Origin of the sequence: Stenotrophomonas sp. Ste86, from assembly GCF_024519465.1 — a bacterium.
In the GTDB taxonomy this organism is placed as follows: domain Bacteria; phylum Pseudomonadota; class Gammaproteobacteria; order Xanthomonadales; family Xanthomonadaceae; genus Stenotrophomonas.
Genome location: NZ_JALJRW010000003.1, coordinates 138175 through 151558, shown reverse-complemented (window position 1 = coordinate 151558; position 13384 = coordinate 138175). Strand labels below are relative to the sequence as shown.

Below are 13384 nucleotides of genomic sequence, written 5' to 3'. Positions count from 1 at the left end.
ATGAGCAAGCGCGTTGCCGAGATCGTGGTTGAAACCCTGCAGGCCGCCGGTGTCCGTCACTGTTACGGCATCGTCGGCGATACCCTCAACTACGTCACCGATGCCATCCACCACAGCGAGATCGAGTGGGTGCACATGCGCCATGAGGAAGTGGCTGCGTTCGCTGCCGGCGCCGAGTCCTTGATCAGCGGGCAGCTCACCGCCTGCGCCGGTTCCTGCGGCCCGGGCGGCCTGCACTTCATCAACGGCGTGTTCGAGACCAACCGCAACCGCGCGCCGATGGTGCTGATCGCCAGCCAGGTGGTCACTGCCGAGCTGGGCATGGAGTTCCCGCAGGAGGTTGATTTCAAGGCGGTATATGCCAGCTGCAGCGTGTTCTGCGAGCAGGTGCACAGCCCGCAGCAGGCGCGCCGCGTGGTCGCGCTGGCCTGCCAGGCGGCGATCAGCCGGCGTGGCGTGGCGGTGGTGATCCTGCCGGCCGATATCAGCGAGGCCGAGGTCAAGCACGATGTGCCGTTTTCGGTGCATTACACCCAGCCGGTGCTGCGCCCCAGCGATGACGAACTGCAGCGCATCGCCGCGCTGATCGCCGATGGCAAGCGCATCGGCATCTATGCGGGTGCCGGCTGCGAGCATGCCCATGACGCACTGGTGGCGCTGGGCGAACGGCTTAAGGCGCCGATCGCGCACACCTCGCGGGCCAAGGATTTCGTGGAGTACGACAACCCGTACAACATGGGCATGACCGGCATCTTCGGCATCGAATCGGGCTACCACACGCTGATGGCCTGCGACACGCTGTTGCTGCTCGGCGCCGACTTTGCGTGGGGCCAGTACTACCCGGACAAGGCCACGCTGATCCAGGTCGATCGCGATGGCAGCCATCTCGGCCGCCGCCATCCGGTCAACCTGGGCGTGGTTGGCGACATCGGGCCCACGCTGGAGGCGCTGTTGCCCCTTCTGCCGCCGCGCGAGGACCGCAGCTTCCTGGACGAGTGCATCAGCCACCGCGACAAGGCGCTGGCAACGCGTGCCAAGGAAGAGGAGCCGGGCGAGGGCGAGCTGATCCACCCGCAGCACCTGACCGCGCTGATCAACCGCTACGCCAGCGACGATGCCTTGTTCACCGCCGACGGTGGCTCGCCGATGGTATGGATCCTGCGCCACATCCGCGCCAATGGCCGTCGCCGCACCCTGACCAGCCTGCTGCACGGCACGATGGCCAATGCCATGCCACAGGCACTGGGCCTGCAGAAGGCGTATCCGGGCCGGCAGGTGATCTCGCTGTCCGGCGATGGCGGCATCGCGATGCTGCTGGGCGACCTGCTCACGGCGGTGCAGGAAAACCTGCCGATCAAGGTGGTGGTCTACAACAACAGTTCGCTCAACTTCGTTGAGCTGGAGCAGAAGGTCGAGGGTCTGCTGGACAACTACACCGACCTGAAGAACCCCGATTTCGGCCGGCTGGCCGAGGTGATCGGCTTCTACGGGCGCACCGTGACCCGCTCGGAGGACCTGGAGCAGGCGGTGCAGGACTTCCTGGCCCACCCTGGCCCGGCGCTGCTGGACGTGCACACCAGCCCGACCGAGCTGGTGATGCCGCCGCAGGTAGAGGCCAAGCAGGTAGCCGGCACCGCGCTGTATGCGGCCAAGGCCCTGCTCAGCGGACGGGTGGGCGACGTGCGCGACCTGCTCGCGAACAACTTCCTCAACAAGCCCTGAGGCAGCGCCGGCGCCGCAGGGATGCCGAAGCGACCAGGTAGTGCCGGCCGCTGGCCGGCTCCCCCAGGATGTCGAAGGACCAGGCTGGCCGGCTCCCCGAGATGTCGAAGAACCAGGCTGGCCGGCTCCCTGAGATGTCGAAGGACCAGGTAGTGCCGGCCGCTGGCCGGCTCCTCCGAATCCTGCAGGGGATATCGGAAGCCGATCACCGGCCGGCACCACCGGGACAGGTCAGCGCGCAGCGGCGTCCGCCCCCTGCGCAGGCGCACCGATGTCCCCCGGCGTTCCATCCATGTGCCTGTTACTACGAGCGGTGAGGCCCTACCATCGGCTACCCCCTCCCCACGGTCGTCCTTGCGCATGTCCGCCTCCGCTCCCGTCCGCTCCGGACCTCCCCGCTGGTTCGTCGCCGGCGATTTCAACGGTTTTTTCGGTCTGGTGGTCGACAACCTGTCGATCCTGGGCTTCATCGCGATGGCGCTGGTCAGCATCTTCCAGTTCCCTGCCGACGTGGTGTTCGGCCGCATGTTCCCCGGCACCGCCTTTGGCGTGCTGGTTGGCAACGTGCTCTACACCTGGATGGCGCGACGCCTGGCCACGCGCACCGGGCGTGATGATGTCACCGCGATGCCGCTTGGCCTGGATGCGCCCACCAGCATCGGCATGGCCCTGTTGGTACTCGGCCCGGCGTTCCTCGCCTTCAAAGCGCAGGGTCTGGCGCCGCATGACGCGGCCATCGCCACCTGGCAGCTGGGCATGGCCTCGCTGGTGATCATGGGCGTGCTGAAAGTCATCCTGTCCTTCTTCGGCGAAGCGGTTACCCGCGCACTGCCGCGTGCATCGCTGCTGGGCTCCATCGCCGGCATCGCGATCGTGCTGATGGGCTTCCTGCCGCTGCTGGAAACCCTGCGTTCGCCGATCGTCGGCTTCGTCACCCTGGGCCTGCTGCTGTACGTGCTGCTCGCCAAGCGCAAGCTGCCGATCCGCGCGCCGGGCGTGCTGGTCGCGTTCGTGTTCGGCACGATCCTGTATTACGGCCTGGGCCTGGCCGGCCTGGGCGCACCGGGCTTCCACGTGCCCGACTGGACGCCGCCGCAGGTGGTGCTGCCGTGGCCGACGTTGGGCTTCATTGAGGGCCTGCCGACGGCAATCACCTACCTGCCGCTGCTGCTGCCGTTCGGCCTGCTGATGGTGGTGGGCGGTATCAACGTTTCCGAAAGCGCGCGCGCGGCCGGCGACGACTACCGCACCCGCGACATCCTGCTGGTCGAAGCGGTGGCGACGCTGGTCGCCGGGCTATGCGGCGGTGTTGCGCAGACCACGCCGTACATCGGCCAGCCGGCCTACAAGCACATGGGCGCGCGCAGCGGCTACACGCTGCTGACCGGCCTGTTCGTGGGCATCGGCGGCATGCTCGGGGTGATCTCCGGGCTGGTGCAGTGGCTGCCGTTGGCGGTGCTGGCACCGATCATCGTATACGTGGCCATCGACATCACCACGCAGGCCTTCCAGGCCACCCCGCGTGAACACGCCGGCGCGATGGTGCTGGGCTTCCTGCCCTCGGTGGCTTACCTGCTGGCGATCAAGGCGCCTGGCTGGATCGCACCGGCGCAGCTGGCGGCGATGACCGCCACGCTCGACGGCCACGGCCTGCCCGAGCTGGCGGTGGTCTTCACCCTGGGCAATGGCTTCATCATCACCTCTATGCTGTGGATCGCCGCGGTGGTGGCGATGATCGACGGCAGGCTGCTGCGCTCTTCCGGTCTCCTGCTGGTGGCAGCGGCGCTCACCCTGTTCGGGTTGATCCACTCGGTGGACCCGCGTGGCGGCATCTATCTGCCGTGGCAGCTGGTGGGCTTGCCGAAGATCATCATGTGGCAGTTTGCCGGTGCCTACGTGGCGCTGGCCGGATTGCTGGCGCTGCTGTCGCTGCAGAAGCAGGAACGCTGACGACGGCGAGGGAGTGCCGGCCGTTGGCCGGCGCCAGGTGGACCGCGCTACCGCCCGGTGGCCGGCCAGCGGCCGGCACTACCAACCGGGGCGGTGTGCGGCAATCAGGTGTCGCCATCCAGCTCCGGGTAGTGGCGGAAAATGCCGTTGGTGTTGAATGCAAGGCGGCGGTCGGACGCCAGGTAGGCAGCGATGTTCGGCCGCCGTTCCACCCGCTCCTTGAGCGCGTGCAGCAACGGCGACGCGGGCCACAGCGCCTGCATGCGCCGCGGGAACATGTACTCCAGCCCGCTCAGCAGCTGGAACAGCGACAGGTCCACGTAAGAGTGCTCGCGCAGCGGATGGCGCTCGCCGTTGTCCTTCAGCACGCCTTCGAAGTAGCCCAGGAATTTCGGCAGCCGCTCGGTCCGCATCGCCGCGGCGCGTGCCTTGGCTTCGTGCTTCTGGTCCTCGTAGTACGTCGATGCGGAGATCGGGTGGTGGGTGTCGTGCACTTCGGCGACCAGGTCGGCGATGGTCAACTGCAACTGCAGCGCCTGCTGACGGCGTGAGGCCGCCTCGGGCACCAGGCCGAGCTCCGGCGCAAGGTAGTCCAGGATCGCGCCCACCTGGGCGATCACCTGCCTGCCACTCTTCAGAAAAGGCGGGGCGAACGGGCGCAGGCCGTCTTCCTTGCCCTGCAGGAACGGCTGCATCACCGCGTCGCCATGCACGCGCGCCATGTCGGTGTAGGCCGCGCCAGCATCTTCCAGCGCCAGCCGGATGAACTCGCCACGGCCCTGGATGCCGGTCCAGTAGTAAAGCTCGTACTGCATCACGGTGCTCCACAAGAACAGTGCACAGCATCGGCGTGCCCATGCTACGCGGGCGTGAGCGTGTGTGGCGGCGGGCGTGGCAGCGGTTCATCGCGCCTGCGGGATGATGCGGTGTCAACGCGCATCCTGCGGTCGTGCAGGTGCGCAGGGAACCCCGCCCGATGGCGGGGGTCACACGGTGTCCAGGCACGTGCAACGCGAGGTACGGCAACATGCAGAAGAGTGGAAAGGCGATCTGGCCGTGGGTGTTGGGTGTGGTGGTGATCGGCGGTGCGGGAACGTGGTTGTTCAGCGACACCCTGCGCGGTCTTGTCGATGACATACAGGTGCCCGTGCAGGCGCCGGCAGCACAACCGGGTACGGGTACGAAGATATCGCCCGCTCCTGCATCACCTGCGGCGCCAGCGCCGCCTCCCATCCAGCATCCGGTCGATCCCCGGGATGCGGCCGATCCGGCACTGCCCCCCCTGGCCGACAGCGATGGGCCGGTGTTCGACGCACTGTCGTCGCTGTTCAACGGCGACGGCGCACTGGTACTGCTGTTGCGCGATCATCTGATCCAGCGCGTGGTCACCCATATCGACAACCTCGACAAGCCCAGCGTGCCAACGCCCGCGATGGCGGTGCGTGCGTTGCCCGGCAGCCTGCAGGTCCAGACGGTGGATGGCACGATGCACATCGCGGCGACCAACGCCGCGCGCTACGCCCCCTACGTCAAGGCCTTTACCGCGCTGGATGCGGTGGCGGCGGGCAAGGCCTATGTGCGCGTCTACCCGTTGCTTCAGCAGGCGTATGCAGAACTGGGGCAGCCCAACGCGTACTTCAACGACCGGTTGGTGGCGGTGATCGACCACCTGCTGCAGACACCGGAGCCGCCGCGCCCGTTGTCGGTAACGCGCGATGAGCGCGGCCGCTATCGCTTTGTCGATCCCGCGCTGCAGGCACGCTCGGTGGGACAGAAGCTGCTGCTGCGCATGGACGCCGCGCAGGCACACGCAGTGAAACAGCAGCTGCGGGCGATCCGCGCGGCAATCAGCCGCGGCTGATGGCGGGCGCTGCCGCCGGTCCGGAGGTGGGAAGGGCGGCGCGTTGGCGGCAGGCAGCGAAGCAGGGCGCGTTTCGTGCGGCGCTTGACGGGCGACAAGGACGGTCGCTGAGGGCGTCGTAACGCAGGCCGTCGAACTGGCCGGAACGAGCATGCGGCGCGCCAGGGACGGCAGGCCGTCGCGCATTGCATCCAGCTGCTGAAGCACGTCAGGCACCAGGCCCTGGCGCCAGAACCCGTTGGCCGCCAGCCCGCGCGCTACCGTGGCCAGCAACGCCCGCGGCGCGTGCAGGGCCGACAGGTCACGGTCGTGCAGCAGGCGGGCGACGGTGTCCTGGTGACGTCGGCAGCGGTTTCCCGGCAGGCCACGCGACCCCCCAGCCAGCCCTGCGGCGGCGAGGGTAACGGGACAGCGTGCCGACGACCTCGTGTCGTGGCTGCATGGGAATCACTCTAAAAGCCACACCAGCCAACGCCGAATGCTGAATAGTAATGATACGTATTCGCATATATTGAGATGCGAGCGCTGTATTGCCAGCCCGGATTGTCTTGAATCACTGCGCGACAACCGCATATCCGTTACATCTGCCAGCCAGGCTGGCCATTACACGAAAGAGGAACTCCCCATGCGGATGGACAAGCTCACCTCGCGTTTCCAGCAGGCGCTGGCTGACGCGCAGTCGCTGGCCGTGGGCCGCGACCACAACATCATCGAACCGGTGCACGTATTCACGGCGCTGCTGGACCAGCAGGGCGGCAGCACGCGCCCGCTGCTTTCCCAGGCCGGGGTCAACGTGCCGGTGCTGCGTGAACGCCTCAACGAGGCGCTCGACGCCTTGCCGAAGGTCTCCGGGCAGGAAGGCAACCTGTCCATCGGCAACGACCTCAACCGGCTGCTCAACAACACCGACAAGCTGGCCCAGCAGCACGGCGATGCCTTCATCGCCAGCGAGTGGTTCGTGCTGGCCGCGCTGGACGACAGCGGCACGCTGGGCATGGCGCTGCGCGCCGCCGGTGCCGACAAGACCCGCATCGACGCGGCGATCGACAAGATCCGCGGCGGCGAGAGCGTGCAGTCGGAGAACGCCGAAGAACAGCGCCAGGCGCTGGAAAAGTACACCATCGACCTGACCGCGCGCGCCGAGAGCGGCAAGCTGGACCCGGTGATCGGCCGTGACGAAGAGATCCGCCGCACCATCCAGGTGCTGCAGCGCCGGACCAAAAACAACCCGGTGCTGATCGGTGAACCCGGCGTGGGCAAGACGGCCATTGTCGAGGGCCTGGCCCAGCGCATCATCAACGACGAAGTGCCCGAAGGCCTGCGCGGCAAGCGCGTGCTGTCGCTGGACATGGGCGCGCTGATTGCCGGTGCCAAGTTCCGTGGTGAATTCGAAGAACGCCTCAAGGCCGTGCTCAACGACCTGGCCAAGAGCGAAGGGCAGGTGATCCTGTTCATCGATGAGCTGCACACCATGGTCGGCGCGGGCAAGGCCGATGGCGCGATGGATGCCGGCAACATGCTCAAGCCGGCGCTGGCGCGTGGCGAGCTGCATTGCGTGGGCGCCACCACCCTGGATGAGTACCGCAAGTACATCGAGAAGGATGCCGCGCTGGAGCGCCGCTTCCAGAAGGTGCTGGTGGGCGAGCCCAGCGTGGAGGACACCATCGCGATCCTGCGTGGGTTGAAGGAAAAGTATGCCGTGCACCATGGCGTGGAGATCACCGACCCGGCGATCGTCGCCGCCGCCACGTTGTCGCACCGCTACATCGCCGACCGTCAGCTGCCGGACAAGGCCATCGACCTGATGGACGAGGCGGCCTCGCGCATCCGCATGGAGATCGACTCCAAGCCGGAGGAACTGGATCGCCTGGAGCGTCGCGTGATCCAGTTGAAGATCCAGCGCGAAATGCTCAAGAAGGAAAAGGACGAGGCCTCGCGGCAGCGCCTGGCCGATCTGGAAAGCGATATCGATGCGCTGGAGCGCGAGTTCTCCGACCTCAATGAAATCTGGAAGTCGGAAAAGGCAACGCTGCAGGGCGCCACCAAGATCAAGGAGCAGATCGAGCACGCCAAGCTGGAGCTGGAATCGGCCCAGCGCCGGCAGGATTTCGGCCGCATGAGCGAAATCCAGTACGGGCAGTTGCCGCAGCTGGAAAAGCAGCTGGCCGCCGCGCAGGAAGTGGAAACCACCGAGTTCAAGCTGGTCCAGGACCGGGTCACCGCCGAGGAGATCGCCGAGGTGGTCTCGCGCTGGACCGGTATCCCGGTCAACCGCATGCTCGAAGGCGAGCGCGACAAGCTGCTGCGCATGGAAGACATGCTGCATGACCGCGTGGTCGGCCAGGAAGAGGCGATCAAGGTGGTGTCCGATGCCGTGCGTCGCTCGCGTGCCGGCTTGTCCGATCCGGATCGCCCGAGCGGCTCGTTCCTGTTCCTGGGCCCCACCGGCGTCGGCAAGACCGAGCTGTGCAAGGCGCTGGCCGAGTTCCTGTTCGACAGCACCGACGCGATGATCCGCATCGACATGAGCGAGTTCATGGAGAAGCACAGCGTGGCCCGCCTGATCGGTGCGCCCCCGGGGTATGTCGGCTACGAAGAGGGCGGCTACCTCACCGAGGCGGTGCGTCGTCGTCCGTACTCGCTGATCCTGCTGGACGAAGTGGAGAAGGCGCATCCGGATGTGTTCAACATCCTGCTGCAGGTGCTCGACGATGGCCGCCTCACCGACGGCCAGGGCCGCACCGTGGACTTCCGCAACACCGTCATCGTGATGACCTCCAACCTGGGCTCGCACCAGATCCAGGACATGAGCAGCGATGACAGCCCGGAGGCCTACACGCAGATGAAGGCCGCGGTGATGGGGGTGGTGCAGGCGCACTTCCGCCCGGAGTTCATCAACCGCCTGGACGACATCGTGGTGTTCCACCCGCTGGACAAGGTGCAGATCAAGCAGATCGCGCGCATCCAGATGCAGGGCCTGGAAAAGCGCCTGGCCGAACGTGGCCTGCGCATCGAGGTCAGCGACGCCGCCTTCCAACTGCTGGGCAATGTCGGCTTCGATCCGGTCTACGGCGCGCGGCCGCTCAAGCGCGCGATCCAGTCGCAGATGGAGAACCCGCTGGCGCAGAAGATCCTGTCCGGCGAGTTCCTCAGCGGCGATGTGATCCGCGTCGACGCAGCCGAAGGCAAGCTGGTGTTCGTGAAGGGCTGATCCTGTCCCGTGCCTGCGGCCTGATAGCCGTTTGGCCTCACGCCATGCGGCATTGGCATGAACCCCCGCCCCGGCGGGGGTTTTTTGTTCGGTATCGTCAGCGTTCAACCGGAGGAGACGAGATGTCCGAGCACGGCAGTCCCCCATCACCGTGGCGCACGGAGACCATCGCCGTCCACGGCGGCTACACGCCCGATCCAACCACCCGCGCGGTGGCGGTGCCGATCTACCAGACCGTGGCCTACGCCTTCGATGACACCCAGCACGGTGCGGACCTGTTCGACCTGAAGGTGCCGGGCAACATCTACACCCGCATCATGAACCCCACCACCGACGTGCTGGAGCAGCGCATCGCCGCGCTCGAAGGCGGCATCGGCGCGCTGGCGCTGGCCTCCGGGCAGGCCGCCATCACCTACGCGATCCAGACCATCGCCGAAGCCGGCGACAACATCGTTTCCTCCAGTGCGCTGTATGGCGGCACCTACAACCTGTTCGCGCATACCCTGCCGCAGTTCGGCATCCAGACCCGGTTTGCCGACTACAACGATCCCGAGGCGTTCGCGGCCCTGATCGACAACCGCACCAAGGCCGTCTTCGTCGAGTCGATCGGCAACCCACGCGGCAACATCACCGATATCGAAGCGGTGGCGAAGATCGCCCACGCGCACGGTGTGCCGGTAATCGTGGACAACACCGTGGCCACCCCTTACCTGCAGCGCTCGTTCGATTTCGGCGCGGACATCGTGGTGCACTCGCTGACCAAGTATCTCGGCGGCCATGGCACCAGCCTGGGCGGCGCCATCGTCGATTCGGGCCGCTTCCCCTGGGCCGAGCACAAGCAGCGCTTCCGCCGGCTCAACGAGCCGGACGTGAGCTACCACGGCGTGGTCTATACCGAGGCGCTCGGCCCGGCGGCCTACATCGGCCGCGCGCGGGTGGTGCCACTGCGCAACACCGGCGCGGCGATCTCCCCGTTCAATTCGTTCCTGATCCTGCAGGGCATCGAAACCCTGGCGCTGCGCATGGACCGGATCAACGCCAACGCGCTGGCGGTGGCGCAGTTCCTGCGCGACCACGCCAAGGTGGACTGGGTGAACTATGCCGCGCTGCCGGACCACCCTGAGCATGCGCTGGTGCAGAAGTACCTGCGCGGCCACGGCTCGGGCGTGCTCACCTTCGGCCTGCCCGGTGGCCGCGCCGCCGGCGCACGCTTCCTGGATGCGCTGCAGTTGTTCACCCGCCTGGTGAATCTGGGCGACGCCAAATCGCTGGCCACCCATCCGGCCTCGACCACGCACCGCCAGCTGGACGCGGCCGAGCTGGAGAAAGCCGGTGTAAGCGAAGACACCGTTCGGCTGTCGATCGGCATCGAACATATCGACGACCTGCTGGCCGACCTGCAGCAGGCGTTGGCGAAGGCGTAGAGGTGGGGCCCACGGCGGCCGGTGCGGGCCGTCCGCCGTGGGGTTTTTGACGCCGCCGAGGCTGCGCTATCGGCTTGGGGCATGTGCTGGCCACGCAGGGCGGCGGCGCGGGCTAGACTCGTTGCGCGTGCCGATCAACGGTCGACACCGACGATGACGGGCCTGCAACTGCGCAAGATCGGCCACGCGCCGTGGCGGGCACCGACGCATGCTGGACGTCACCCGACACGGAGCCCGTCATGAGCCGCATTGCTCAGTTACGCCAACGCCACGGCATCGACCGTGTGATCGCCCACCTGCAGCAGTGCCTGCGGAGCGGCGAGCCCTTGCCCGATCTGGATGCGCTGGCGGCCATCGCGCACCAGTCGCCGTTCCATTTCCATCGCCTGTACCGCGCGCTGACCGGCGAAACGCCGGGGCGCACCGTGGCCCGCCTTCGCCTGCTGCGCGGTCTTCAGTTGCTGGCCCGCGCCGACAGCCGGGTGACCGAGGTAGCGCTGGAGGTGGGTTTTGAAAGCCCGCAGGCGTTGGCCCGCGCTTGCCGGCAGGCCGTGGACGCCACGCCCAGCGCCCTGCGCGAGGATGCGGCGCTGCGCGCGCACTGGCAGCAACGACTTGCGCTGCCGGCCGGTGACGGCAACGACGACATGACCCCGCTGCAGGTGCAGGTGACTGCGCTGGAGCCGTTCGACGTGGTGGTGTTGCGCACGCGCGGCGCCTTCGACGACCTCGACCAGGCGTTCGGGCAGGTGTATGCCTGGGCTGCGGAACAGGGCCTGGCCGACCACTTGCAGGCGCTGGTGGGCATCGCGCTGAACGACCATCGCGATGTCCCGGCCGACGCGTGCGAGTTCGAGTGCGGCATGGGCTTTGGCCGCGCCTTTGACGGCATCCCCGCGCCATTGCGTGCGCTGACCCTGGGCGGTGGCGAGTATGCCGTGCTGCGCCATGTGGGCAGCTACGCCGGATTGGACGCGGCCACCGACGCACTGCTGCGCCAGTGGCTGCCCGACAGCGGGCACGCACTGCGCGACGCGCCGCTGTACTACCACTACCTGGACGATCCCGAAGACGTGCCCGAGGCGATCCTGCGGGCGGACATCTGCGTGCCGGTGCGCTGACCGGGCACACGGCCGGTACGCGCGGCTGGAATGAACAGCAGCCACCCATGGGGTGGCTCTACCGGGGGGGTGTTGACGTGGTGATACGTGGCGCATCGGTGCGGCGGTACGTGGCGCATCGGTGCGGCGGTATGTGGCGCATCGGTGCGGCGGTATGTGGCGCATCGGTGCGCCAGGGGTAGAGCCACCCCATGGGTGGCTGCGCGCGGTGCCCGAACGCTACGCGGACACGCGATCCGCGCCGCTACACCACCGGGATGCTGTGCTTGCCCAAGGTGCGGTACGGCGGGGTCGCCATCACCATCTCGGCCAGCGAATAGGCCAGCTCGCGCTCGGCCATGACCGTGCCGTCGGCGCCATGCTCGAGCAGGTGCTTTACTTCGGCATCGCTGTGCGCGCGGGCCAGCAGGGTCAGGCCCGGGTTCAACGCGCGCAGCTTGGCCAGGGTCTCACCAGCTTCCAGCGGCTGCGGGATCGCCAGTACGGCGATCTTGGCGCGCTCGGGATGGGCCTCGGCCAGCACCTTGTCCGAGGCCGCACTGCCGCGGATGCCGGGCAGCCCGGCCGCGTGCGCTTCGGCCACGTGTTCGCGGTTGTCGTCGATCACCAGCACCGGCACGCCACGATCACGCAGCACCTGGGCCAGCGCGCTGCCGACGCGGCCGTAGCCGATCACGATGGCATGGTCGTGCAGGTCCAGCGACGGGCCGGGCGGCAGCTCGGTTTCCACCGCGGTCGGCGTGGTTTCCTGGTGCTTGAGCAGCCAGCGGTCGAGCAGGCCGAACACCAGCGGGTTGAGCATGATCGAGATCAGCGCACCGGCCAGCACCAGCGCCTGCCCGGTGGGCGGCAGGATTTTCAGCGTCACGCCGAGGCCGGCGATGATGAAGGCGAACTCGCCGATCTGCGCCAGGCTGGCCGAGATGGTCAGCGCGGTGCCGGTCGGGTGGCCGAACGCGCGCACGATCACGAACGCGGCGGCGGATTTGCCGAACATGATGATCGCCGCGGTGGCCAGCACCTGCCACGGATGTTCGATCAGGATCGCCGGGTTGAACAGCATGCCCACCGAGACGAAGAACAGCACCGCGAACGCATCGCGCAGCGGCAGTGAATCGTTGGCGGCCTTGTGGCTCAGCTCCGATTCGTTGAGCAGCATGCCGGCGAAGAACGCACCGAGCGCGAACGACACACCGAACAGCATCGCCGAACCGAACGCCACGCCAAGTGCAATGGCCAGCACCGCCAGGGTGAACAGCTCGCGCGAACCGGTACCGGCGATGCGCTCGAGGATCCACGGGATCACCCGCCGCCCCACCACCAGCATCACCGCCACGAACAGGCCCAGCTGCACGAAGGTCCAGCCGATGCTGGCCAGCACGCTGCCGACGGTATGGGTTTCATTGGCCGCATCCGGACCGAACACGCCGGCCAACACCGGCATCATCACCAAGGCCAGCACGCAGGCCAGGTCTTCCACGATCAGCCAGCCGATCGCGATCTTGCCACGCTGGGTTTCCAGCAGGCGCCGTTCTTCCATCGCGCGCAACAACACCACGGTACTGGCGGTGGCCAACGCGAAGCCGAACACGATGCCGTGGATCACCGGCCAGCCCATCAGCGCCGCCAGGCCCCAGCCGAGCAGGGTGGCCACCAGAATCTGGCCGATGGCGCCGGGGATGGCGATGGCTTTGACCGCCATCAGGTCCTTCAGCGAGAAATGCAGGCCGACACCGAACATCAGCAGCATCACGCCGATCTCGGCCAGCTGGTTGGCCAGCGCCTGGTCGGCGACGAAGCCGGGAGTGAAGGGTCCTACGCAGATGCCCGCAACCAGGTAACCGACCAGCGGAGACAAACGCAGCTTGTTGGCCAGCGCGCCGAAGATGAAGGCGAGCCCCAGGCCAACGGCAACGATGTTGATCAGGTCGGTGTCATGGTGCATCGGGGCTCGCAGAACAGGGGGATGCCCCGATTTTCACCGATGCGGTGGTATCGAGCAAACATCGACGACCGCAAGGCTGTCATGTCCCCGTGGTCAGGTGATGTGCTGTCCGGGACAGGCGCGCGCGACAGGCAGGAATGCGCTAAATGA

At 67.3% G+C, this 13384-nt stretch carries 8 protein-coding genes; 6 read left to right on the top strand and 2 right to left on the bottom strand.

From position 1 onward, the window contains the following. Complete coding sequence (locus tag NR101_RS04540) at positions 1-1722, top strand: thiamine pyrophosphate-dependent enzyme (protein ID WP_256775498.1); 1722 nt, start codon at positions 1-3, stop codon at positions 1720-1722. 360 nt (positions 1723-2082) lie between these two features. Next, positions 2083-3672 (top strand): hypothetical protein, encoded by a 1590-nt coding sequence (locus NR101_RS04535; RefSeq protein ID WP_256775497.1) that lies wholly within the window; start codon positions 2083-2085, stop codon positions 3670-3672. A gap of 104 nt (positions 3673-3776) precedes the next feature. Here the strand turns inward: NR101_RS04535 and NR101_RS04530 are convergent, their stop codons facing one another. Further along, positions 3777-4487, bottom strand: a complete 711-nt coding sequence (locus tag NR101_RS04530; protein ID WP_256775496.1) for a glutathione S-transferase — start codon at positions 4485-4487, stop codon at positions 3777-3779. Between the two features lie 212 nt (positions 4488-4699). Here NR101_RS04530 and NR101_RS04525 point away from each other — a divergent pair, with 212 nt between their 5' ends. The 4 genes from NR101_RS04525 (at position 4700) to NR101_RS04510 (ending at position 11289) form a co-directional block, all read left to right on the top strand. After that, positions 4700-5533, top strand: coding sequence for a DUF3014 domain-containing protein (locus NR101_RS04525; RefSeq protein ID WP_256775495.1), 834 nt, complete (start codon positions 4700-4702; stop codon positions 5531-5533). Between the two features lie 625 nt (positions 5534-6158). Continuing rightward, complete coding sequence (gene clpB / locus NR101_RS04520) at positions 6159-8744, top strand: ATP-dependent chaperone ClpB (protein WP_256775494.1); 2586 nt, start codon at positions 6159-6161, stop codon at positions 8742-8744. Between the two features lie 122 nt (positions 8745-8866). After that, complete coding sequence (locus tag NR101_RS04515; RefSeq protein WP_256775493.1) at positions 8867-10168, top strand: aminotransferase class I/II-fold pyridoxal phosphate-dependent enzyme; 1302 nt, start codon at positions 8867-8869, stop codon at positions 10166-10168. Positions 10169-10407: 239 nt separating this feature from the next. After that, positions 10408-11289 carry an AraC family transcriptional regulator gene (locus NR101_RS04510; RefSeq protein WP_256775492.1) on the top strand — a complete coding sequence of 294 codons (882 nt, stop codon included), beginning with the start codon at positions 10408-10410 and terminating at the stop codon, positions 11287-11289. Positions 11290-11533: 244 nt separating this feature from the next. Here NR101_RS04510 and ybaL read toward each other — a convergent pair whose 3' ends face one another. After that, the gene (ybaL, locus tag NR101_RS04505) at positions 11534-13234 is read right to left on the bottom strand and encodes a YbaL family putative K(+) efflux transporter (RefSeq protein ID WP_256775491.1); all 1701 of its coding nucleotides are present in this window, start codon (positions 13232-13234) and stop codon (positions 11534-11536) included. Between the last annotated feature and the right edge of the window lie 150 nt (positions 13235-13384).

Coding starts and splice junctions, on each gene's coding strand:
- NR101_RS04540 (WP_256775498.1), top strand. CDS start 1: ATGAGCAAGCGCGTTGCCGAGATCGTGGTTGAAACCCTGCAGGCCGCC.
- NR101_RS04535 (WP_256775497.1), top strand. CDS start 2,083: ATGTCCGCCTCCGCTCCCGTCCGCTCCGGACCTCCCCGCTGGTTCGTC.
- NR101_RS04530 (WP_256775496.1), bottom strand. CDS start 4,487: ATGCAGTACGAGCTTTACTACTGGACCGGCATCCAGGGCCGTGGCGAG.
- NR101_RS04525 (WP_256775495.1), top strand. CDS start 4,700: ATGCAGAAGAGTGGAAAGGCGATCTGGCCGTGGGTGTTGGGTGTGGTG.
- clpB (WP_256775494.1), top strand. CDS start 6,159: ATGCGGATGGACAAGCTCACCTCGCGTTTCCAGCAGGCGCTGGCTGAC.
- NR101_RS04515 (WP_256775493.1), top strand. CDS start 8,867: ATGTCCGAGCACGGCAGTCCCCCATCACCGTGGCGCACGGAGACCATC.
- NR101_RS04510 (WP_256775492.1), top strand. CDS start 10,408: ATGAGCCGCATTGCTCAGTTACGCCAACGCCACGGCATCGACCGTGTG.
- ybaL (WP_256775491.1), bottom strand. CDS start 13,234: ATGCACCATGACACCGACCTGATCAACATCGTTGCCGTTGGCCTGGGG.